The sequence below is a fragment of the Nocardioides carbamazepini genome, from assembly GCF_024614185.1.
Taxonomy (GTDB): Bacteria; Actinomycetota; Actinomycetes; order Propionibacteriales; family Nocardioidaceae; genus Nocardioides; species Nocardioides carbamazepini.
The window spans coordinates 170,489-192,162 of the sequence record NZ_JAHTLF010000003.1; the positions used below are offsets into that span (position 1 = coordinate 170,489).

The following is a 21,674-nucleotide window of genomic DNA, read 5'->3' on the forward strand; positions in this document are numbered from 1 at the left end:
GCGCCGCGCTGGCTACGATTCCGCGGAGAAAGGTGATGCGACGCCCATGACACCCCCCTCCTCCCCCGCGCGGCGGTCGGGTGCGTTCGCGGCGGTGCTGCGTCACCGGCGTGAGGTCGCCGGCCTGACCCAGGCCGAGCTCGCCGAGCGGTCCGGGATCGGTGAGCGGACGGTCAGCAACCTCGAGCGCGGCATCAACACCTCGCCGTACGCCAGCACGGTCCGGTTGCTGGCCGACGCGCTCGGCCTGACCGGGGCGACCCGCCAGGAGCTCCTCCAGGCCGCTCGCCGGGGCCCCGGCGAGCGGCCTGCTCCGACGGGCGGCTATCTCGGTGCGCTGCCGGTGTCGCGGCTGGTGGCGCGGGAGGCGGAGTGGACGACGATCGCGACCGCGCTGGGAGCCGTCGTCGAGGGGTCGGGCAAGGTCGTGCTGCTGGCCGGGGAGCCGGGCATCGGCAAGACCCGGCTAGCCCAGGAGGTCAGCGCTCGCGCCGCGGAGAGGGGCTTCCTGGTGGCGACGGGACGCTGCTACGAGGCGCGGCGGGAGACGCCGTTCGCCCCGATGCTCGAGGTGGCCGCCGCGCTGCACGCCGCTGTCCGGCCGCGGGACCGCGACGGTATCGTCGACCGGTGGCCGCAGCTCGCGACGCTGCTGCCCGACCAGCCGCCGGCGGCGGAGCCGCGGACCTCGGCCGTGCGGGCGATCGCGGCCGCGCCGGACGCGACGTATCGGCTCCACCGGGCCGCGACCGGTCTCGTCCGTGAGCTCGCCGCCGACCGGCCGGTCGCGGTCCTGCTCGACGACCTGCACTGGGCCGACGTCGCGACGGTCGAGCTCCTGGCGCACCTGGCCCGGCACACGGCCGGCGACCGGGTGCTGCTGATCGGGACCTACCGCGACACCGAGGTCGGGGTCACGCACCCGGTACGACGACTCGGCCGGTCGCTGCAGCGGGAGGGCCTGGTCCAGGTGGTGCCGGTCCCCCGGCTCGACCGCGGGGACACGGCCCGCCTGATCACCGACCGCCTCGACGAGGCCGAGGTCGCCGGTGAGCTCAGCACGCTGGTTCACCGCCAGACCGACGGCAACCCGTTCTTCGTCGTCGAGACCCTCGCCGCCCTCATCGATCGGGGTGACCTCGCCCGGCTCGACGGCGCGTGGGTGCGCAGGGAGATCGACGCCCTCGTCGTCCCGGCCAGCGTGAGCGAGGCGATCGCCGAGCGGGCCGACCGCCTGTCGCCGCCGGCGCGGCACGTGCTCGAGGCGGGCAGCGTGCTCGGTGAGGTGTTCGACCCGGCGGACCTGGCGGACCTGGCGGAGGAACCGGGGCTCGAAGCGGCACTCGACGAGGCGGTGGACGCCGGGCTGCTCACCATCGACGGCGGCCACTACGCGTTCGACCACAGCCTGACCCGCCAGACCCTGTATGCCGCACTGTCCCCGGTGCGCCGCCGCCGGCTGCATCTCGCGATCGGTCGCCGCCTCGCGGACCGGCCGGCCGCCGTACGTCGGCGACGGTCGACCGAGATCGCGCGTCATCTCGAGGCCGGGGACGACCCCGTCCGGGCCATGCCCTTCCTCCTCCTCGCCGGTGACGTGGCCGCCGGGCTGCACTCGCAGAGCGACGCCCTGCGGCACTATCGCCACGCCCTCGAGCTCGCCGACGAGGTGGGGGACGAGGCGGCGGCGGCCGCGGCCCGTGAGGGGCTCGGGCAGGTACAGCTCACCACGGCCGGCTACGACGAGGCGGTCGACCACCTGACCCGGGCCGCGGACGACCACCGTCGGCTCGGCGACCTCGGTGCCCGGCTGCGGGCCGAGGGGCTCCTGGCCCAGGCGCAGTATCGCCGGGGTCAGGGGGAGGCGGGAGCCGCCCGGCTCGCGGCGGTGGTGGCCGGCCTGGCGGAGGAGATCGGTCCGGGCGGTCAGGCCCCGGGGCTGTCCGCACTGTCCATCGGGCTCGCCCGCGTCCGGCTCGCGCTGGGCCAGCGCCGAGCGTGCCTGGAGGCCGCCGAGCACGCCGCGGCACTGGCGCGGCAGGAGGGCGCGGTCGCGAGCGAGGCGGACGCGGAGGCGCTGCGGGGCACCAGCCTGCTCTTCCTGGACCAGCCGGACGAGGCCGTCCGGGCCCTCGAACGGGCGCGCACCCTTGCTCGCGACGTCGACGCCCCGAACGTCGAGAGCGGCGCGATCCTCGCGCTGCAGTGGACGCTCACCATGCGCGGCGAGCTCGACCGGGCCGCGGTCATGGCGGACCGGGGCCTGGAGGTGACCCGCCGCACGGGCGACACCGACGCCGAGGCGCTGCACCTCGCCAACGCGGGGCTCACGGCGTTCTACCGGGGGGACCGGGACGAGGCGCAGCGACACCTCGAGACCGCCATGGAGCTCGCCCGGGCACACTCGCGCACCCTCTTCTCCGGCATCCCGCCGGCCTACCTCGGGGTGCTGCGCGCCGGGCAGGGCGACCCGGCGGCCGCGGCGCTCTGCTTCGCCGCCGCCGCGGCGGCGCCCAATCTGCAGACCTTCGAGTTCCGTGCGTACGTCGAGGCGCGGCGGGCGGCGCTGGAGCTGGTCGCCGGCGACCCGCGGACCGCCCTCGCCCGCCTCGAGCCGTGGCTCGACGTCGAGGCACCGACCCAGATCCACGACGTGATGCTGCTGGCCGTCGCGGCCGAGGCTTGTCTCGAGCTCGGGGGCGCCGAGGACCTCGACCGGGCGGAGGTGCTGGTGGCCCGTGCCCGGCGCCGGGCCGAGGCCACCAGGAACGTGATCGACGGGCTCGACGCCCGTCGACTGGAGGGCCGGTGCCTGCTGGCGCGCGGTCGTCGCGAGGAGGCGGCGGCCCTCCTGGAGGAGGTCGCGGCCCACGCGACGGCGGTGCCCTGCCCCGACGTCGTGGACCGGGTCCGCGACGACCTGGCCCGCCGGGCCTGACCGCCGAGCCCGCCGCACCGAGCCGAGCGACCCACCGACTGCCCACCGACTCCGCCGAGCGTCGTCCCCGCGGACGGCCGGGCTCCTAGCCTCGACTCGCCGACCGCCCGACGTCCGGGCCGTGCACGGACGAGCAAGGAGCTGCATCGTGGGGATCCAGCACAGGTACCAGCCGCGCAGGACGGGACTGTTCGTGCTTGCCGCGGCCCTCGTCGTCTCCGCGACCCAGGCGGCCGGGCCGGCCTCGGCCCGGGTGACGGCGGAGGATCCCCCGACCGACACGATCCTGATCCAGACCAACCCGCTGGTCGCCAGCACGAGCGTGCCGCCGCTGACCGTCAACGAGAACATCGGCACCGGGACGATCACGGTCACCAACCCCGGAGGCACCGCGCCGACCACCCAGCAGTGCGTCCAGGGCGTGACCGACGTCAGCTTCTGCCTCGGCACCTCCGACCAGCTCGTGTACCCCGATGACACCGAGCTCGGCCCGATCACCATCACCGACGCCCCCACCCAGGACAGCGGCCTGCCCGGCTCGGACCTGGACTGGATCATCGACGACGCCGTGAGCAGCGTGGCGCGCACCCACGGAGTCCGGGCCGACGACCTGGTGCGCAGCTACGCGCGCCCCGAGATCCGCGCGTTCGTGGCCATGCGGATCAACAGCATCCTCGACAAGAAGCTGTACGGCGAGCCGATGTCCCCGCAGGAGGACCGGGCCTACGTCGCGCTGGCGGAGATCTACAAGGCCAGGCTGGTCGCCAAGTCCAAGCGGGCACTGCGCGAGTACGACCTGTGGTCCGCGAACCCCTGCGGCTATCCCGTGCCCGCCCCTCCGCCGGGTCTGCCGTACGTCGCCAACGAGGTCGCGGCCAGCCCGGCCTGCCTGCCCAACCAGCTGGTGCAGGCCTTCAAGCTGATCAACAACACGCCGCCCGTCGAGGTGTTCGACGCGTGGGCGAGCTATCGCAACCCCTCGCCGCTCGTGGCCCACGGGAGCGACCCCGAGGTCGTGCGGATGCTCGGCGACACGATGGACAACTACGTCACCCTGGGCAGCCTGGGCGCGGCCCTGGCCGTCGGCGGTGCGACGGGCGCCACGATCACCGCGCTCAACCTGGCGTTGATCCACATCTGGTACTGCGAGGCCAGCAGCAACGGCGTCATCACCTGGACCCTGGCGAGCGGTGGCGTGGCCTCGGTCGTCGCGGCGGTGGTGATCGCGGCCCTCGTCGCCGCGATCGCGATCTGGAAGATCGTCGAGGACGCCAAGCCGGGCATCGAGCTGCGGCGCCGCGTGACCGAGTCGATCGCCAACAACGACCCGTTCGGGATCGCGGCCAGCCAGGCCGACTACGCCGGTCTCGACTACGACAGTCCCGACGGCCCGGAGGACCCGGCCGACGCGGGCAAGAAGGCACTGATCCACCAGGAGGACTTCAACCGGCAGCTCGCCTCGAACACCTACGAGTGGATGATGTTCGACGGCGACGGAGAGCTCGTGCCCGACCCGCTGACCGGGTGGAACGAGGCGGGGACGACCACCGAGGGCGACCTCAAGCTCGTCGACGACGGCACCGGTACGCCGGTGGAACCGCTGGTCGTGCTGGCTCCTGACGGCACCCGGGACCACACCGGGAAGCAGGTCTCCGGCTACCGGGTCAAGGTCGCCCGCGGCTGGCTGCTGGTCTCCACGCAGTACCTCGGCGAGGCTCCCTCGAACGTCTACGAGCCGCGGACGAGCCTGCGCTACCGGACTCCGTCCGGCGGCTCGGCGATGGTCTCGCTGTGGCGCGACCTCAACCCCGAGGGCTCCGCGAAGACCCGGTTCGTGCACACCCGGCCGCTCGCCGCGGGCGAGGACCCGATCGTCGAGGGTGCGAGCTTCGAGCCGACCGTCAGCGACACCTGGACGACGTCGTCGATCGGCTTCTCGCCCCGCACGGTGCGGCTCGACGCGGCCGCCGCCGAGCCCGTGGTCCCGCCAGTCTCGGTCGTGCCCAGCGCCCAGGGCTCGATGGTCGCCGGCACCGACGTCCGGCTGAAGGCCAACCTGTCCGACACCTCCGACGGCTCGGGTACCTACGCCTGGACCATCCAGCGCCTCGACGAGTCGGGCGCCGTCGCCCAGATCATTGCGATGCCGGGCAACGTGCCCCCCAACTCGTCCGGCTTCCCGGTCAAGCTCAGCGCTCCGGGCCGCTACCGGGCGATCGTCGACTACACCGACACCTCGCCCGTCCAGCACGCCTCCGGGCGGGTCGAGTTCACCGTCCTCCCACCCGAACCGGAGATCACGGGCACGAGTGCCGGTGATCCGCCGACGGTGCGCGACGACCGGGTCCTCGACGGCTCGTTGTCGCTCGACCTGAGGATGAAGCAGAACACGCCGTCCGACACCTTCGTCGTCGAGGTGGAGTGGGCCGACGACGCCCGCGGCCACAAGGTCGTGCAGACCTACGACGTCCAGTGCGTGGACACCGGCTCGAACACCTGCGACACGGGACCGCTGCCCGTCCCGGCACCGGGTGCGCCGCCGACCAACCCGCAGTGGAGCGCGTCGCCGACGTACCGCATCCCCGATGACCAGAACTACCTGCCCCAGGTGACGGCGCGGATCACCAACGGCTACGGCAACACCGTCACCCGGGTCTTCCCGATCACCGGCGAGCACCGGCCGTCGTACGACGACCTGACGCCGTCGGCGGCGATGCCGGTCGGCACCTTCACGCGGGTCGACCTCGTCGAGGTGTTCCCGTCGCCACTGCTCACCGAGAGCCAGAACCTGACGATCCTGCCGTACGTCTCCGCGATCGCGGACCAGCTGCCGGCGGGGGTGCACGCCGACATCGAGAGGCGCGCCGGGCACTGGTACCTCCAGCTGGCCGGAACGCCCCAGGCCGACGCGGTCGGCGCCTACACGTTCTACTTCCCCTTCGAGCAGGAGCCGATCGGCAAGGCGCTCCGCCCGGCCCCTGCCCTGGCGACCCTGGAGATCAAGGCGGCCACCGAACCCGGCTACCGGGCAGTCCTGCGGGGCACGCCGTCGGAGTTCCTGGACCGGCAGTACCGCAACGCCTATCCCGCCTACCAGGTGCAGGTCGCGCAGGTCCTCGAGGACGAGGAGGACGAGTACGGCACCTTCAGCGGTACGGTGAAGTGCCGGCTGACGGCCGGACCCACCGTGGTCTTCGACAAGCAGTGCGCGGCGAACGCGCCCTTCCCGTGGCCCACCGAGCTCTACAGCGACACGCTCGTCGCGTCGACGTATCTCGAGTCGGGAAGCCAGCCGCTGTCGGCCGACGGCGCGTACACCGTCGACCTCGGCACCCGGTTCGTCGACCCGGTGCTCACCCAGGTCGCCGCGCCCGCCGGAAAGGTGCGCTTCGGCCTGTCCCTGCGCGATCGCGACGCCGTGCTCCCGCCCTACAACGGCTACCAGGTGCTGTGCTCCGTCGACAGCGGCGTGTACGCCGCGTGCTTCGCCGACGGCACCCTGACGCTGCCCCTGCAGGTCGGCGTGCACCGCCTCGACGTCCGCGTCGTCGCGCCCGACCAGGCGGTCGGGACCGCTCAGGCGACCTGGCAGGTCGCCGTACCCGCGGGGCCGGTCAAGGTGAAGACGCCGCACAAGGCGAAGCGCCGCGGCGCGAAGGTGCTGGTCCGGGCGACCGGGTTGCTCCCGGGCGAGCGGTTCGTCGTGCGTATCGACGGGGTCCGGGTCGGGACCGGCACCGTGTCCGCGACCGGCGCCGTGCGGGCGAAGGTGCGGATCCCGCGCCGTGCCGACCTCGGCAAGGTGAAGGTCGTGGTCCGCGGGACGAGCTCCATCCGCAAGGGCACGAGCACGGTGCGGGTCGTCCGCTGACGGGGCGGACCCCGCCGGTCGGTCCCGCCGGTCAGTGGTGGAGGTCCTCCAGCACCTTGAGGTTGTGCCGGTAGCCCACCGTCTCGTAGCCGACCACCGTCACCCAGGGTGTCAGCGAGAGCACGAGCAGGCACCAGACCAGGTCGACGTCGGCCGTCGCCATCAGCACCGACGCGGCGATCGCCACGGCCGAGACGACGAGCAGCACGAGGTGGAAGGTGTCGAAGGTGCGGGTCAGCACCCCGTAGCCGGCGAAGAGCAGCAGGGTGAAGAGGGCGACCGGGATCGCCACCGTGAGCACGGTCGCGACCAGGCCGAGCTTCGAGTGGTGCTCGAGGTAGTAGGCGCCGACGTGCAGGCCGGCGCCGATCGCGACGATGCTGCCGAACAGGCCCATGTGGCCGTAGCCGAAGGAGAAGGAGCGCTCGGGCCGGGCGTGCAGGATGTCGCCGGTCGGCACGACGAAGTAGGACCACCAGATGCCGAAGGTCAGCGCCGTGCCGGCGAGCGCGAAGAGCCCGACGTCCCAGGTGAGGCCGCCCTCCGCGAGGGCGCTGATGGACGCCATCGTGCCGATCATCCCCTCGCCCAGCGCGATGATGACCATCAGGCCGTAGCGCTCCGCCACGTGGTGCGGGTGCCACGGTGTGCCGCCGCGGCGCCGCTCGGCGTACACCGGTCCGCCGATCTCGATGAGGAACGGCACCGCCATCGCGGCGAAGGTCGCGCCCACGGGCAGGTCGACGAGGGCGAGGGCGCACCAGAGCACCTGGGCGGCGAGGATCGAGACGATATAGGTCTGGCACACCGGCCGCCGGGCGGCGTCGTGCCGTCCGGCCCGCCACCACTGGAAGACCATCGCGACCCGCATCACGACGTAGCCCCAGACCATGAGGTCGTTGTTGAGCGTGTCGCCATGGTCGTAGACCGACGTGAACATCGGCCTCAGGCCGAGTGCGAACACGAGCACGCCCACCATCTGCAGCATGGTGGTCAGCCGGTAGATCCAGTCGTCGGTGTCGTACGCCGACGCGAACCAGGTGAAGTTGATCCAGGCCCAGGAGATGCCGAAGGTCGCGAAGCAGAAGGCGGCGATGCCGGCTCCGACGTGGTCCTCGGCCAGCGCGTGCGCGAGCTCGCTCGCCGCCGTACCGAAGGCGACGACGAAGGTCAGGTCGAAGAGCAGCTCCAGCGGGGTCGCGGCGCGGTGGTCCTCGTGCGGGTCGCGGCCGAGCATGCGGCGGGTGCGGTGCCGGACGTGCGGCGCGGTGCTCTCTGACATGGTCGGAAGTGTAGGGAACGCGGACGCCCGCGACGGTTCTGTCGGAGGTGAGCGGACCGGGTCGGGTTACCGGCTCCCGTCCGCGGGTAGGGGGTCGGGGGCCCACGCCGCGGCCCTCGCCATGGATCGACCAGACGGGACCCCCTATGCGCAAGCGACTGACAGCACTCGCCGCGATCGCGACCACCGCCCTCGGACTGGGGGCGCTCGCCGTCCCGACCGCGTCGGCGGCGACGGGATGGGAGACGGTCACGTCATGGGCCGGCGGCCGGACGCTGGTGTGTGCCACACCCAACAGCGACGGCACCTCGACGGTCTACGCCCGGTGGGACGGGCGCAAGTACCCGGACGTCGGCGGTGAGTTCCGGGAGTCCGGTGCCGGTGGTCTCGCACATGTCTCCGACGGCGGCTTCGCCATCTCGGGGTGGACTTACTCGCACAGCGACAAGGGCACGGTCGGCCCGACCGTCTCGCTCCAGCGGCCCAGCAACGGCTGGGTCTACGTGCTCTCGGGCTCGCAGGTGGGGATCACCGTCGAGGCGGTCGTGCCCGTCAAGACGCTCGCCACCTGCCCGGGCGCCGGTCGCGTCGTGTCCGCGGCCCGGCCGGCCGCCGCCGGCGAGGCGGCGCGTGCGGCGAAGTGCGTGTCGAAGAAGGAGTTCCGCCGTATCGACAAGGGGATGCGCCCCGGCGCGGTCAAGCGTGCTGTCGGCTTCGGCGGCCAGCAGGTGACCGCGGCCGAGTTCAGCGCGGTCCGCCTCTACGCCCGGTGCAAGGGTGGCTCCGTGGTGGTCAACTTCAAGCGCGCCGGGGCGGGGAAGCCGCTGAAGGTCGACAGCCGCTTCAAGGGCTGACCTCCTCCGGGGTCAGGGTCGCGGCCTGCGGCCCAGCAGCGCGAGGACGTGGACACCCGCGGATTCGTCGATGTCCACCGGCAGTGGTGGCGCGAACCGCTCGTCGCCGGCGAGCGCGATCCGTAGCGCCGAGGGGAGCAGGGCCGTGGCGAGCGGCTCGGGGAGGGGGCGGCCGTGTCCGGTCGACTGGCGCACGTCCCAGCCGTGGACCGCGATCTCGAGGGCGGCGATCCGCGCGATCGCATCGACGGCCAGCGGATGGCCGCCGACGTCGACGGACGGCTGGTCGGCGTTCATCCAGGCGGCGAGGAGGCTGCAGGCCTTCACCTGCAGTGACTGCACCCGGGTCTCCAGAGGAGTGGGTGCGGCACTGCTCAGGCCCACGGCGCCGTCGGCGGCCTCCGAGAAGGCGTCGAGGGCGTCCTCCATGTGGGCCAGCAGGTCGGCGAGGCTCCATCCGGCACAGGGTGTCGGACGGTCGACGTCGGCGCAGGTGATGGTGGCGAGGGCGCCGCTCGTGTAGTCGAGGGCGCGCTGCAGCAGGTCGAGGCCTGCGACCATCCCGTCCGGCGCGGTGGCGGCGGACACGGGACTCACACCGGGACGTAGTCGGCGGGAAGCCGTTCCGGGAGCCCGAACCGCGCGAACAGCCGGGCATCGAAGAACGCCGTCACGTGCTCGACCCGCAGCTGGTCGCCGGTCCCGGTCAGCTGCAGCACCTGCAGGTGGAAGGGCTCGAAGTGACCGTCGGGCTGGCGCATGTAGAGGCCGAAGGCCGGCTGGCCGTTGGCGACCGTCTCGAGCATCGGCATGTCGTTGCAGCCGCCCGGGCACTTGGTGCCGACGAGCTCGCCGATCGCGGACGCGCCCCGGTAGTGGTTGAGGAACGGGGGCATGTCCCAGGTGGCGTCGTACTTGAGCAGCTGGACGATCTGGTCGATGTCCTTGCGCCAGAACGCCTGCAGATAGGCGTCGAGCAGGGTGCGCTGGGCCTGGTCGAGGTCGGGCTCGACCGTGTCGGGGGACAGGCCGCGCTCGGCGAGCTGGGCGTGGGCACGCTGGAGGGCGGAGTTGACCGCCGCGGTCGTCGTGTCGAGGGCCTGGGCCGTCTCCGCAGCCGACCAGCGGAGCACGTCGCGCAGGATGAGGACGGCCCGCTGGCGGGCCGGCAGGTGCTGAAGCGCCGCGATGAAGGCGAGCCGGATGGTGTCGCGCTCGGCGATCTCGACCGCCGCGTCGGGGATCGGCTCCAGCCACGGCACCTCGTGGTCCTCGAGCAGCTCGTCCGACGGAGCGGAGTCGGCCGTCCCGAGCCCGGTCGGCAGCGGTCGGCGCGGCTTGGCCTCCAGATTGGTCAGGCACACGTTGGTGGCGATCTTGTAGAGCCAGGTGCGCACCGAGCTGCGGCCCTGGAAGCTCGCCGAGGCCTTCCAGGCGCGCAGGAAGGTCTCTTGGACCAGGTCCTCGGCCTCGTGCACCGACCCGCTCATCCGGTAGCAGTGGGCCATCAGCTCGCGCTGGTAGCGCCCGGTGAGGGTGTCGAAGTCGGCGAGCTCGTCACTCGCCGCGCCGGTCGCGCCGGTTGTCCCGGCCGTCACCGTCGTCGCTGTCGTCTTGGCCTCGGTCACCGTGATTCCCATCGCTACCCCCGTGGTCTCGCCAGTCTGCCTGATGGGTGTGACCGGGGTCGATCGGAAAACTCATCGTTGGGTCCTGCGCCACGGCCAGGACCTTCTCGGCGGCGGGGACGGCGAGGGCCCGGTCGGCGGGCACGAGCCCGATCCGGGTACGCCGGTCGAGCAGGTCGGCGACGTCGGCGGCGCCCTCGTGGGTGACGCCGAAGAACAGCTCGGCCCACACGGTCGGGATGCCCGCGCCGATCGGCGCGAGCAGCTCGAGCTCGGTCCAGCCGCTGGCCTCGACGGCCGCGGTGAGCGCGAGGCCCGCGTCGGCGCCGTACCGGCGGACCAGACGGGCCGCGCCGAGGTGGTCGGCCTTCGCGGCCTGCTCGGCGAGGGTCTCGCGCGGCGCGGCACCGGCCAGCGGAAGGGTCGTGGTGACGCACGGACCGGCGGCGAGGCCGGCGTGCGCGAGGGCCGCGTCGACGGCGTCCTCGGCCATCCGGCGGTAGGTCGTGAGCTTGCCGCCGACGATCGTGACGACGCCGGTCGTCGAGGTGAGGACGGCGTGCTTGCGGGAGAGGTCGGCGGTGGAGCCCCCCTCCTCCGGGCCACTGTCGAGCAGTGGGCGGAGGCCGGCGAAGGCGCCGACCACGTCGTCGCGGCGCAGGGGACGGGCGAAGGACGCGCCGACGACGTCGAGCAGGAAGCCGATCTCGACCTCGGTGGGCTCGGCGACGTCCGGCACCGGGCCGTCGACCGGCTCGTCGGTGAGGCCGACGTAGAACTGGCCGTCGGGCTGGGGGAGGACGAGGACGAAGCGGTTGGTCTCACCGGGGATCGGCGCGAAGACCGCGACGTCGAGTCCGGGCAGGGTCTCGGCGCGCAGTACCAGATGGGTGCCGCGCGAGGGACGGAGTCGGACGTCGTCGACCAGGTCGCCGGCCCAGACCCCGGCCGCGTTGATCACGGTGCGGGTGCTGACGGCCGTCGTGGCGCCGGTGAGCTCGTCGCGGAGGTGCACCCGACGGCCGGTCGCGGAGACGACGCGTGCGCGGGTGCGGACGTGCGCGCCGTGCGCGGCCGCGGTCCGGGCGAGGCTGGTGACCAGCCGGGCGTCGTCCTCGAGCTGGCCGTCCCAGCCGAGGTAGGCGCCGCGCAGCCCGGCGGTGCGCAGCGGCGGGGCGAGCCGACGGGTCTCGGCGGCGCTGAGCCGGCGCGGCCGGGGGAGGGTGTCGGCGCTCGTCCCGGCGGCGCGGCGCAGTAGGTCGCCGCCCAGGAACCCGGCGCCGGCGAGGGTGCCCATCGGCCTGCTGACACCGGCGGACAGCGGGATGATCGACGGCAGCGGGCGGGTGAGGTGCGGGGCCGTCGTCTCCATCAGGATCCCGCGCTCGACCGCACTCTCGTGGGCGATGCCGACCTGGCCGGAGGCGAGGTAGCGCAGGCCGCCGTGCACCAGCTTCGAGGAGAAGCGCGACGTGCCGAAGGCCAGGTCGTGGGCGTCGACGGCCAGGACCGAGAGCCCGCGGGAGACGGCGTCGAGCGCGACGCCGGCGCCGGTGACGCCGAGGCCGATCACGAGGACGTCGACCTCGGCGGGGACACCGGCGAGGCCGGGCGTGATGCGGGTGCCGGGCGATCGGGTGGTCATGGCGTGAGGCTCCGGGAGACGAGGGCATGCAGCTCGTCGTCGAGCGCGGGCTGGTCGACCCCGGCCCCCGATTCGTCTGTGTCGACCATGGTGTGGGCGGACAGCACGAAGCCGTGGGCGGCGAGCACCAGGCCGCGGGCGATGGCCCGGGGGTCCCCGTCGGTGATCGCGCCGGCGCGCTGACCTTCGGTGATCGCGGCCTCGAGGACCTGGAGGATCAGCTCCTGCGACCGGCCGCGGCGGGACAGCAGGTAGGGGAGGATCAGCTCGGGGTCGAGCTCGACGATGCGCGTGAACAGCTCGTTCTCACGCAGCGCGTGGACGGTCGCGACCACGGCGTCGGCGATCGCCTCCGGGGTGGGGGTCGCCGAGAGGTCGACCCGGTCGGCGACGAGCGTCCCCCACTCACGGGTCATCAGGTCGCCCAGCAGTGCTGGCATGTCGGACCAGGCCCGGTAGATCGTCATCCGCGAGACGGCTGCCCGCCGGGCCACCTCGGTGAGCGTGGTCCGGCGCCAGCCGACGTCGAGGATGCACTCCCGTGCGGCATCGAGATAGCCGTCGCGGGGGGTGTTTTCAGATTCGCCGTTGTGACGATGTGACGTCATGTGTAACACTGTAACACATGACCATCGAGCGCCCCACCGCCCTGCAGCCCGAGATGCCCGCCACGCGCTGGGGCGACCCGGCCCACGCCGCCGGCCTTCCCGACGGTGTGCGTGACCTCGTCGGCATGGTCTTCCCGATCCAGGAGACCCCCGCCCGGGCCGACGTCGTGGTGCCCGCGACGCGCCTCTCCGCGGCCGAGATCGCCGGCCTGCGTGCCCTCGTCGGCGACGCGAACGTCGTTCTTGACGACGGGCTGCGCCGTCGGCGCACCCGCGGCAAGTCCACGCCCGACCTGCTCCGTCAGCGGGCCGGCGACCTGTCCGACGCGCCGGACGTCGTCGTCCGCCCCGCGGGGCACGACGAGGTCGTCGCCGTGCTCGCGTACGCCGCCGAGCAGCGCATCGCGGTCGTCCCCTTCGGCGGCGGCACCGCGGTCACCGGCGGTCTCGTCGCCGACCCCGCCGGGCTCGCCGGCGTGCTCTCGCTCGACCTCGGCCGGATGCGAGGCCTGCTCGCGCTCGACCCGGTCTCCTCGACCGCGACCCTCGAGCCCGGCCTGCGCGGCCCCGAGGCCGAGGCCCTGCTCGCCGAGCACGGCATGATGCTCGGTCATTTCCCGCAGTCCTTCGAGTACGCCACGATCGGCGGCTTCGCCGCCACCCGCTCGAGCGGCCAGTCCAGCGCCGGCTACGGCCGGTTCGACGCGATGGTCGTCGCGCTGCGCGTGGCCACGCCCGTCGGCGAGGTGCGGCTCGGCGCCTCCCCTGCCAACGCGTCCGGCCCCGACCTGCGCGAGCTCTTCCTCGGCTCCGAGGGCGCCTTCGGCGTGATCACCGAGGTCACCGTCCGGGTCCGCCCGCTGCCCGAGGTCAAGGAGTACGAGGGCTGGCGCTGGGAGTCCTTCGCCGCCGGGTCCGACGCGATGCGCACCCTGGCCCAGTCGGACCTGCTGCCCACGGTCATCCGGCTCTCCGACGAGAACGAGACCGCGATCAACCTCGCCGACCCGGAGTCGATCGGTGGCGAGGGCGATGTCGATGGGGAGGGGGCCGGTTGCCTGATGATCGTCGGCTACGAGGGCACTCCCGCGGCCGTCGCCGCCAAGAAGGCCGCCGTCACCGCGGCGCTCACCGCGCTCGGCGGTGCCCCGCAGGGCTCCGGCCCGGGCGAGGCCTGGGCGCACGGCCGGTTCGACGCGCCCTACCTGCGCGACAGCCTGCTCGACGTCGGCGTCCTCGTCGAGACCCTCGAGACGGTCACCTTCTGGAGCAACCGCGAGAACCTCTACGCCCGCGTGAAGGCCGCGCTGCAGGCGAGCCTGGGCGAGGGCGCGATGGTGCTCTGCCACATCTCGCACGTGTACGCCACCGGCTGCTCGCTCTACTTCACCGTCGCCGCCCCGGGCGGCGGGGACCCGCTCGCCACCTGGCTCCCGGCCAAGGCCGCGGCGTGTGAGGCGATCGTCGCCGCCGGCGCCTCGATCACCCATCATCACGCGGTCGGCACCGACCACAAGCCCTACCTGACCGCCGAGATCGGCGAGGTCGGCGTAGAGGTTCTGCGTGCGGTCAAGAGGGCCGTCGACCCGGCCGGCATCCTCAACCCCGGGGTGCTGATCCCGTGAGCACGGCGGCCCGGGCCTTCGCCTTCCTCGTCAACCCCGCCGCGGGCGGGGGCGCGGCACCGAAGGTCGTCGTCCCGTTGGCGCGGATGCTGCGCGAGGCCGGTGCGGCGGTCGAGGTCACCTACACGACCTCGGTCGCGGAGACCCCCGCACTCGTCGACGCCGCTGTCGCGCGGGACGCGATCGTGGTGTCGGTCGGTGGCGACGGGATGCTCTCCTCGGTCGCGGGCTCGGTCGCCGAGCGCGACGGCGTGCTCGCCGTGGTGCCCGCCGGGCGGGGCAACGACTTCGCCCGGATGCTCGAGGCGCCCACCGACACCCACGCCCAGGCGCGGCTCCTGCTGGCCGGCGAGTCCCGGCGGATCGACCTGCTCCGGGCCACGCAGCCGGGGCCGGCCTGCCCGGCGTCGTACGTCGTGGCGGGGTCGGTGTACGCGGGCGTCGACGCCCGCGCGGCCGAGATCGTGGACCGGTCGCACTGGCTGCCGTCGAGGCTGCAGTACCCCGTCGCCGCTGTCCGGGCCCTCGCGACCTACCGCCCCGTCCAGTGCACCCTCGAGGTCGACGGCGTCCGCACCACCCATCAGGCGGCGACGGTCGTGATCGCGAACTCCCGGTTCTACGGCAAGGGCATGGCGATCGCGCCCGGCGCGGTCGTCGACGACGGCCTGCTCGACGTGATCGTGATCGAGGCGGCCTCCCGCACCGGCCTGATCCGCTCCCTCCCCAAGGTGTACGACGGCAGCCACGTCGCGCTCGACGAGGTGACGGTGCTGACCGGTCGGCGGGTCAGCCTCTCCGGGCGGCACCGCGGGGGTGCCGCGGTCCCGGTGGGCGCCGACGGTGAGGCGCTCGGCGCCCTCCCGGCCGACCCGGCCGATCCACTGACCGTCGAGCTGCTCCCCGGTGCCCTGCGGATCCTCGCCTGATCGCCGCCCGGCCGCTCTCTGAGAACCGTCCCGGTCCCAGGAATACCGGGGGTCGACGGGGCCTTGTGTCTCCATCATTTCAAGTTTGAAATAATGGAGCGACCATGACGACCTGCCCCACCCGTGCCCGCCGGGCGCACTCCGTCGCCGACGTCCCGGCGATCCCGCACGCCCGCGCCGACACACTCGAGCCCGCGGCGGTGCGCACCCGTGTCGTCGTGCCGCTGCGCTTCCCCGACGGCTACGCGGCGACGGCCGACGTGCTCACCTTCGACGGCCTGGCGGACGGCAGGGAGCACCTGCTGCTGGGTCTCGGCGCCTGGCGGACCCGGCTCGACGACCTCGCTCGCGGCGGCCCGGCGCCCCTCGTCCGGCCGCACAGCGAGTGCCTGACGGGCGACGTGTTCGGGTCCCAGCGCTGCGACTGCGGGCCCCAGCTGCGCGAGGCGGTCGAGCGGATCACCGACGAGGGCGGCTTCCTGCTCTACCTGCGCCAGGAGGGTCGCGGGATCGGCCTCTACGCCAAGCTCGACGCCTACGCCCTCCAGGACGCCGGCCTCGACACCTACGAGGCCAATGTGGCACTCGGCCGGGGCGAGGACGAGCGCGACTACCGGGCGGCCGCGCAGATGCTGCGGACCGTGGGCGCCGACCGGATCCGGCTGCTCAGCAACAACCCCGACAAGGCGCGCCAGCTCGGTGCCTACGGGGTGCGCGTCGACGAGCGGATCCCGACCGGGGTGCACCTGTCGCCCGCCAACGAGCGGTACCTCACGGTGAAGCGCGACCACACCGCGCACACCCTCGACCTCAGCGGCCGGCCGGCATGACCGACGCGACCGCTCCCGCCGAGCCGCGCTGGCTGGACGAGGAGGAGATGGCGGCCTGGCTGCCGTTCATCCGGGTCGTCCAGGAGCTGCCGCAGGCGATCGACCGACGGCTGCGGGAGGAGGCCGGCATCACGCACACGTACTACGCGATGCTGGCCAACCTGTCCGCCGTACCGGACCGCGCGCTGTCCATGGGCGAGCTGGCCCGGCTCACGACCACCAGCCCGTCCCGGCTGACCCACGCGATCGCGGTGCTCGAGGAGCGCGGCTGGGTGACCAAGCGGGACTGTCCGCACGACCGACGCAGCCAGTACGCCGTGCTCACCGACGAGGGCCAGGCGCTGCTGGAGCGGATCGCCCCCGGCCACGTTGCGCAGGTGCGTGAGCTGGTCTTCGACCGGCTCGCCCCCCACCAGGTACGCGCCCTCGCCGAGATCACGACGGCCCTCGTCGGCCCGACGGACGCCCTGGGCGAGGGCTGATCGGCCGGAGGCTCAGAGCTCCCACAGCGCTGCCACGGGGAGGCCGTACAACCGGTCGTCCAGCCGGAAGCCGTGCCGACCGGTGTTGAGCACGACCCCGGCGAGGAACCGATCACCGAGTTGGTCACGCAGCTTGCGGAGTCCGGTGAACTGGGCGCTTCGGAAGCTGGAGGCAGCCTTCACCTCGATGGCGATCACCCGCCCGCCGGACAGCTCGAGGACGAGGTCGACCTCGACTCCTGCGCGATCGCGGTAGTGGAAGAGGTCGAACTCGGTGGCGGTCCAACTGCGCTGACGGAGGACCTCCCCGACGACGAAGGCTTCGAGGAATGCGCCGAGGGCTTCGCCATACTCGATCTGACCGAGCTGATCCTCCGAGAGCCGGGCCATGCGGAGGGCCAGTGCGGAGTCGACGACGATGCACTTCGAGCGGCCGACCTCGCGCTTCGCGAGGTTCGGAGTCCAGGGCGCGACCGCGTGGATGAGGCCGGCATCGGCCAGGAGGTCGAGATATCCGGTGATCGTCACCGGCGGCACGGAGGTGCGCTCGGCGAGCCGCGCCTTGACCAGTTCAGAGGCCTGGGAGCCGGCGAGTGCCCGAAGGATCGCCGCTGCCCGGGCCGGGTCGACGTCGCGGCGCATCTCGGTGAGGTCGCGGCGGAGCAGGTTGTCGACGTAGGAGTCGATCCAGCGTCGACGGAATCCAGGGGCCGCGGCGCTCGCCTCGGGATAGCCGCCGGAGGCGATCGCCGTGATGTAGTCGTCTCGCCCCAGCTCGGTGGCGAAGTCCGTCAGCACGGACTGCTCGGACCGGGTGATCCCTGAGGTGAAGTCGTCGGGCCCCTGCCGCAGCTCGCCCTGGCTGAGCGGGTAGAGCGGCAACCGGATGACGCGGCCCGCGAGGCTGTCGGCGAGCCCGCGGACGCGCAGGTAGGACGCTGAACCGGTCAGGATGAACCGGCCCGGCCGCCGGTCGCCGTCGATCGCCACCTTGATGGGAAGGGTGGCTTCGGGCAGACGTTGGATCTCGTCGATGATGATGGGCCGGCCACCAGCGCGATCGATCAGGCCCGGGAGATCATGGGTCGCCGCTGCCCGGGTCTGTTCCTCGTCGAAGTTGAGGACGAGCGCATCCGGGGCCAAGCGCCGAGCCAGGGTGCTCTTGCCGACCTGGCGTGCTCCTTCGAGCACGATGCCGGGTGAATGCTCCAGCATCTCGGTCGCAGTGACCGCCAGGTGACGGTCGACGAAGGTGGGCACGGTCCCCGTGATGTGGGCCTATCCCGTTGAAACGCAACACCTATCCCGTTGAAACGCACAAGCCATCCCGTTGAAACGCAAGTTAGAACGACCAGATCAGCATCTCGGTCGGCACCGCCGCCGTCACGTCGTACGACGCCCCGTCGGTCACGCACAGCGCGTCGCCCGCGGCCAGCGGCTCGGCCAGGGACGAGCGGAGCAGCGCGCCGGTCGTCAGGAAGGCGTGCACGCGGGAGGCCGCGGGAAGGGCGAGGGTCTCGCCGGCGCCGAGCCGGACCACGTCGAGCGCCGCGCCCGCGACCCGCACGGACAAGGGGCCGCCGGCGCCGACCAGGCGCACGGGACCGGTGCCGGGAGCCGCGCCGGCGGTGGCCCGCGCGTAGGCGGGCGGGGCGCCCGGCTCGTCGGGGGTGAGCCAGACCTGGACGAACCGGGCCGGACCGTCGTCGCCCGCGATCTCGGAGTGACGCACGCCCGAGCCCGCCGACAGCACGCCGCAGTCGCCGGCCTGGAGCGTCACCTCGGCCCCCGTGCCGTCGCGGTGCACGAGGGAGCCGGACACCACCCAGGTGACGATCTCGAGATCCTGGTGCGCATGCTCCTCGAAGCCGGTGCGCCGGCCGAGGACGTGGTCGTCATGGCACACCATCGGCCCGAAGGAGAGGCGGTCGGGGTCGAGGTGCGGGCCGAAGGAGAAGCCGTGCTGGCTCAGCCGTCCGGGCTCGCGTTCGACGAACCGGGCGGTTCCCCTGCGGATCTCGACGCTCACGTGTCAGATTGTGCCGGTGTCATGGGAGGCTGGTCCGATGGGGGACAGGGTGGGGGATCTGGCGAGCCGTCTTCCGGCCGAGTTCCGGTTCGGCACCAGCACGGCGTCGTACCAGATCGAGGGGGCCGTGAGCGAGGACGGCCGCGGGCCGTCGGTCTGGGACACGTTCTGCGCGGAGCCCGGCCGGATCGTCGACGGCTCCAGCGGCGCGGTCGCCTGCGACCACTACCACCGTTGGCCCGAGGACGTCGCGCTGATGCGCTCACTGGGGGCGCCGGGCTACCGCTTCTCGATCGCCTGGCCGCGGATCCAGCCGTCCGGCTCCGGCGCGGTCAACCAGGCGGGCCTCGACTTCTACGACCGGCTCGTCGACGGCCTGCTCGAGGCGGGCATCGAGCCGATGGCGACGCTCTTCCACTGGGACCTCCCGCAGGCGCTGGAGGACGACGGCGGCTGGCTGAACCGCGCGACCGTCGACCGGTTCGCCGACTACGCCTCGATCGTCGGCGAGCGCCTCGGCGACCGGGTGACCGACTGGGTCCCGGTCAACGAGCCCAACGTCGTGACCCTGATGGGGTACGGCGTCGCGATGCATGCGCCCGGCAAGGCCCTCATGTTCGACGCGCTCCCCGTGGGGCACCACCTGCTCGTCGCGCACGGCCGGGCCGCGATCGCGCTGCGCGCCGCCGGTGCCACCAGTGTCGGCTGCGCCAACAACCACGCGCCGATCTGGCCGGCCAGCGACGACCCGGCCGACGTCGGTGCCGCGAAGCTCTTCGACCTGCTGTGGAACGCCCACTACCTGGAGGGCATGCTCCTCGGCCGCTACTCCGACGACCTGATGATGCTGCTCGAGGGCCACGTGCGCGAGGGCGACTTCGCGACCATGCGGCAGCCGCTCGACTTCTACGGCGTCAACTACTACAACCCGATGCGGATCGCCGCCGCCGACGAGACCGCCGAGCTGCCGTTCGAGTTCCGTGAGGTGCTCGGCTACCCGATGACCGACTTCGGCTGGCCGGTGGTGCCCGACGCGCTGCGCGAGTGGCTGATCACCTTCCGGGCGCGGTTCCGCGCCGCCGTACCCCCCATCGTCATCACCGAGTCCGGCTGCTCCTACGGCGTCGGGCCCGACGAGCACGGCGTGGTCGACGACCACCAGCGCGTCGACTACCACGCACTGCACCTGACGGCGGTCGCCGAGGCGATCGAGCGCGGCGTCGACGTCCGCGGCTACTACGCCTGGTCGCTCATCGACAACTTCGAGTGGTCCGAGGGCTACACGCAGCGCTTCGGCCTGGTGCACGTCGACTACGAGACCCAGCGGCGCACGCCGAAGCGGTCGTTCAACTGGTACGCCGCGCTGGTGGCCGAGCACGCCCGGCGCTCCGCCGAGGCCTGACGCTACGACGGGACGGTGGCGAGGCTGCCGCTCACCGACCGGTGCAGCTCGGCCGCCCGCGCCGCCGCGGCGGCGCTGCGCTCACCGTCGTCGCGCACGGCCGCGGCCTCCTGGTCGATCTGCCGCGCCGTCTCCGCGACGGTGCTCGTGCGGCTCCGGTCGAGCCGGCGGCGCTTGAGCAGGGCGCCGACGACGAGGCCGGCCCCGGCCCCCAGCGCCAGCAGTCCGAGGAGGAGGAAGCCGCCCGACACCGCGCCCAACAGGCAGCCGACGGCGCCGAGGCCGAGCAGCCCGATCCCGGTGGGCAGCAGGCGCCGGTCGAGGGGATGGCGCCGGTCGAAGCCGGTCATGACCCGCTGCTGCCAGTCGGCGCGGGCACCCTCGCGGTCGACGGTCAGCACCTCGCCGACGACCTCGACGGTCCGCGCGCCGGGTGCGGGCGCGGCGGCCTGCTGGACCAGCTCGTCCCCGATCGCGCCGAGCACGGGTGCGAGGACACGGCGGGCGACGGCGTACCGGCCGTCGGCCACCGGCTCCCCCAGGTCGCGCAGCAGCAGGCTGAGCACGTCGCCGGCACTCGCGTTCCAGATCCTCGCGTCGACCGCGACCCGCTCGTCGAGGAAGCCCATGTCGGCGCGCGCGGTCGCCATCCGGTCGAGGATCTCGGCCTCGCCGGGGGAGCCCTCGTCGATCAGCGAGCGCAGGCAGTCGGCCATCGGGTCCTCGGGCGCCTCCGGCACGGCGCCGCCGGCCGCGGGCTCCGTGGCCGACGGCTCGGCAGCCTCCGGAGCCGCTGACGGGACGCCCGTGCTGAGCACCTGGTGCAGCACCTCCAGCTGAGCGGCGGCCTTCTCGGCGGACAGGGCGTGGCGGTCGGCCGGCACCCGGCCCTCGAGCCACGCCGCGACCTCGTCGGGGCCGGCGCTGCCGGTGGCGGTGACCTGGCGGCCGAGCGCCTCGGCGAGCGCCTCGGCGAACGCCGCCGGGAGGCGGCCCTCGGCGATCGCGAGCCAGGCCTGGCGCTGCGCGTGGGTGACGACGAGGGCGTCGGGCAGGACGCCCTCGTCGGGCGCGGGCGCCCAGCGGGGATCGCGGGTGAGCGCGCCGATCAGGGTGAGGAGAAGGGCGGTCCGGCCGCGGTCACGCAGCGCCGCCTCCTCGAGGAGGGCCGCACCGCCGGCCTCGCCGCGCGCGGTGGCCGCCACCCCGCGCGCCGCCGCGGCCAGCCAGTAGCCGGGGACGTCGGCGGGCTCCAGCGACGCGCGCAGCGCCGCGCCGCCGGTGGCGACCACGGTCGACACGACCTCGCGGGCGTAGCGCCGGCAGGCCGCCGCGTCGGCGTACTGCCCCAGCTCGGAGCGGATGTCCTCATGCTCGACGAGGGCGACCAGGGCCCGGGTGAGCCGGTCGAGCTGGGCCTGGGTGTTGCCCTGCTGGGCCCGCATCTGCTCGGCCAGCCGGTTGCGCGCCCGGCGTTCCGCGGCCAGCTGGGCCTCGGCCTCCTCGATCCGCTGGTCCTGCTTCCAGTCGCCCCACGTGCTGCTCACCCGC

Annotated in this window: 16 protein-coding genes; 8 read left to right on the forward strand and 8 right to left on the reverse strand. The window is 73.4% G+C overall.

Annotated elements, in window-relative coordinates:
• Positions 1 to 46: 46 nt before the first annotated feature.
• Both KVF89_RS01350 and KVF89_RS01355 read left to right on the forward strand, forming a co-directional pair.
• A complete protein-coding gene (locus KVF89_RS01350; protein ID WP_257422702.1) occupies positions 47 to 2,938 on the forward strand; it encodes an ATP-binding protein in 2,892 nt (963 codons plus the stop codon).
• Between the two features lie 148 nt (positions 2,939 to 3,086).
• Entirely contained in the window at positions 3,087 to 6,809 is a 3,723-nt protein-coding gene (locus KVF89_RS01355; RefSeq protein WP_257422703.1) for a hypothetical protein, read from the forward strand.
• 31 nt (positions 6,810 to 6,840) lie between these two features.
• Here KVF89_RS01355 and KVF89_RS01360 read toward each other — a convergent pair whose 3' ends face one another.
• Positions 6,841 to 8,091 carry a low temperature requirement protein A gene (locus tag KVF89_RS01360; RefSeq protein WP_257422704.1) on the reverse strand — a complete coding sequence of 417 codons (1,251 nt, stop codon included), beginning with the start codon at positions 8,089 to 8,091 and terminating at the stop codon, positions 6,841 to 6,843.
• A 146-nt stretch (positions 8,092 to 8,237) separates the two neighbouring features.
• On the opposite strand from KVF89_RS01360, the gene KVF89_RS01365 reads away from it, so the two are divergent.
• Positions 8,238 to 8,945 carry a hypothetical protein gene (locus KVF89_RS01365; protein WP_257422705.1) on the forward strand — a complete coding sequence of 236 codons (708 nt, stop codon included), beginning with the start codon at positions 8,238 to 8,240 and terminating at the stop codon, positions 8,943 to 8,945.
• A 12-nt stretch (positions 8,946 to 8,957) separates the two neighbouring features.
• Here KVF89_RS01365 and KVF89_RS01370 read toward each other — a convergent pair whose 3' ends face one another.
• The 4 genes from KVF89_RS01370 to KVF89_RS01385 are packed head-to-tail and all read right to left on the reverse strand — an operon-like array spanning position 8,958 to position 12,826.
• Positions 8,958 to 9,533: a TIGR03086 family metal-binding protein gene (locus tag KVF89_RS01370; RefSeq protein ID WP_257422706.1), complete on the reverse strand. Its 576-nt coding sequence runs from the start codon at positions 9,531 to 9,533 to the stop codon at positions 8,958 to 8,960.
• A 5-nt stretch (positions 9,534 to 9,538) separates the two neighbouring features.
• Positions 9,539 to 10,573, reverse strand: a complete 1,035-nt coding sequence (locus tag KVF89_RS01375; RefSeq protein ID WP_257422707.1) for a sigma-70 family RNA polymerase sigma factor — start codon at positions 10,571 to 10,573, stop codon at positions 9,539 to 9,541.
• On the reverse strand, positions 10,503 to 12,218 hold the full coding sequence (locus KVF89_RS01380) for a glycerol-3-phosphate dehydrogenase/oxidase (protein WP_257422708.1): 1,716 nt from the start codon (positions 12,216 to 12,218) through the stop codon (positions 10,503 to 10,505). Before KVF89_RS01380 ends, KVF89_RS01375 begins: the two co-directional genes overlap by 71 nt.
• A complete protein-coding gene (locus KVF89_RS01385) occupies positions 12,215 to 12,826 on the reverse strand; it encodes a TetR/AcrR family transcriptional regulator (RefSeq protein ID WP_257422709.1) in 612 nt (203 codons plus the stop codon). The genes KVF89_RS01380 and KVF89_RS01385 overlap by 4 nt, the downstream gene beginning before the upstream one ends.
• Positions 12,827 to 12,843: 17 nt before the next feature.
• Between KVF89_RS01385 and KVF89_RS01390 the strand changes: the two genes are divergently transcribed.
• The 4 genes from KVF89_RS01390 (at position 12,844) to KVF89_RS01405 (ending at position 16,692) form a co-directional block, all read left to right on the forward strand.
• Positions 12,844 to 14,451, forward strand: a complete 1,608-nt coding sequence (locus KVF89_RS01390; RefSeq protein WP_257422710.1) for an FAD-binding oxidoreductase — start codon at positions 12,844 to 12,846, stop codon at positions 14,449 to 14,451.
• Positions 14,448 to 15,380 (forward strand): diacylglycerol/lipid kinase family protein, encoded by a 933-nt coding sequence (locus KVF89_RS30305; protein ID WP_257422711.1) that lies wholly within the window; start codon positions 14,448 to 14,450, stop codon positions 15,378 to 15,380. Before KVF89_RS01390 ends, KVF89_RS30305 begins: the two co-directional genes overlap by 4 nt.
• Before the next feature lie 104 nt (positions 15,381 to 15,484).
• The gene (locus tag KVF89_RS01400; protein WP_257422712.1) at positions 15,485 to 16,210 is read left to right on the forward strand and encodes a GTP cyclohydrolase II; all 726 of its coding nucleotides are present in this window, start codon (positions 15,485 to 15,487) and stop codon (positions 16,208 to 16,210) included.
• Positions 16,207 to 16,692: a MarR family winged helix-turn-helix transcriptional regulator gene (locus tag KVF89_RS01405; RefSeq protein ID WP_257422713.1), complete on the forward strand. Its 486-nt coding sequence runs from the start codon at positions 16,207 to 16,209 to the stop codon at positions 16,690 to 16,692. The genes KVF89_RS01400 and KVF89_RS01405 overlap by 4 nt, the downstream gene beginning before the upstream one ends.
• Before the next feature lie 12 nt (positions 16,693 to 16,704).
• On the opposite strand, the gene KVF89_RS01410 is transcribed toward KVF89_RS01405, so the two are convergent.
• Entirely contained in the window at positions 16,705 to 17,952 is a 1,248-nt protein-coding gene (locus tag KVF89_RS01410) for an ATP-binding protein (protein ID WP_257422714.1), read from the reverse strand.
• An 82-nt stretch (positions 17,953 to 18,034) separates the two neighbouring features.
• On the reverse strand, positions 18,035 to 18,721 hold the full coding sequence (locus KVF89_RS01415) for a pirin family protein (RefSeq protein ID WP_257422715.1): 687 nt from the start codon (positions 18,719 to 18,721) through the stop codon (positions 18,035 to 18,037).
• A gap of 37 nt (positions 18,722 to 18,758) precedes the next feature.
• Here KVF89_RS01415 and KVF89_RS01420 point away from each other — a divergent pair, with 37 nt between their 5' ends.
• Positions 18,759 to 20,123 carry a GH1 family beta-glucosidase gene (locus KVF89_RS01420; protein WP_257422716.1) on the forward strand — a complete coding sequence of 455 codons (1,365 nt, stop codon included), beginning with the start codon at positions 18,759 to 18,761 and terminating at the stop codon, positions 20,121 to 20,123.
• 2 nt (positions 20,124 to 20,125) lie between these two features.
• Here KVF89_RS01420 and KVF89_RS01425 read toward each other — a convergent pair whose 3' ends face one another.
• Positions 20,126 to 21,670: a hypothetical protein gene (locus tag KVF89_RS01425; protein WP_257422717.1), complete on the reverse strand. Its 1,545-nt coding sequence runs from the start codon at positions 21,668 to 21,670 to the stop codon at positions 20,126 to 20,128.
• Positions 21,671 to 21,674 lie beyond the last annotated feature (4 nt).

Bases quoted from the DNA above. Each gene is read 5' to 3' on its own strand.
- KVF89_RS01350 (WP_257422702.1), top strand. From the start codon at position 47: ATGACACCCCCCTCCTCCCCCGCGCGGCGGTCGGGTGCGTTCGCGGCG.
- KVF89_RS01360 (WP_257422704.1), bottom strand. From the start codon at position 8,091: ATGTCAGAGAGCACCGCGCCGCACGTCCGGCACCGCACCCGCCGCATG.
- KVF89_RS01365 (WP_257422705.1), top strand. From the start codon at position 8,238: ATGCGCAAGCGACTGACAGCACTCGCCGCGATCGCGACCACCGCCCTC.
- KVF89_RS01380 (WP_257422708.1), bottom strand. From the start codon at position 12,218: ATGACCACCCGATCGCCCGGCACCCGCATCACGCCCGGCCTCGCCGGT.
- KVF89_RS01385 (WP_257422709.1), bottom strand. From the start codon at position 12,826: ATGACGTCACATCGTCACAACGGCGAATCTGAAAACACCCCCCGCGAC.
- KVF89_RS01390 (WP_257422710.1), top strand. From the start codon at position 12,844: ATGACCATCGAGCGCCCCACCGCCCTGCAGCCCGAGATGCCCGCCACG.
- KVF89_RS01400 (WP_257422712.1), top strand. From the start codon at position 15,485: ATGACGACCTGCCCCACCCGTGCCCGCCGGGCGCACTCCGTCGCCGAC.
- KVF89_RS01405 (WP_257422713.1), top strand. From the start codon at position 16,207: ATGACCGACGCGACCGCTCCCGCCGAGCCGCGCTGGCTGGACGAGGAG.
- KVF89_RS01420 (WP_257422716.1), top strand. From the start codon at position 18,759: ATGGGGGACAGGGTGGGGGATCTGGCGAGCCGTCTTCCGGCCGAGTTC.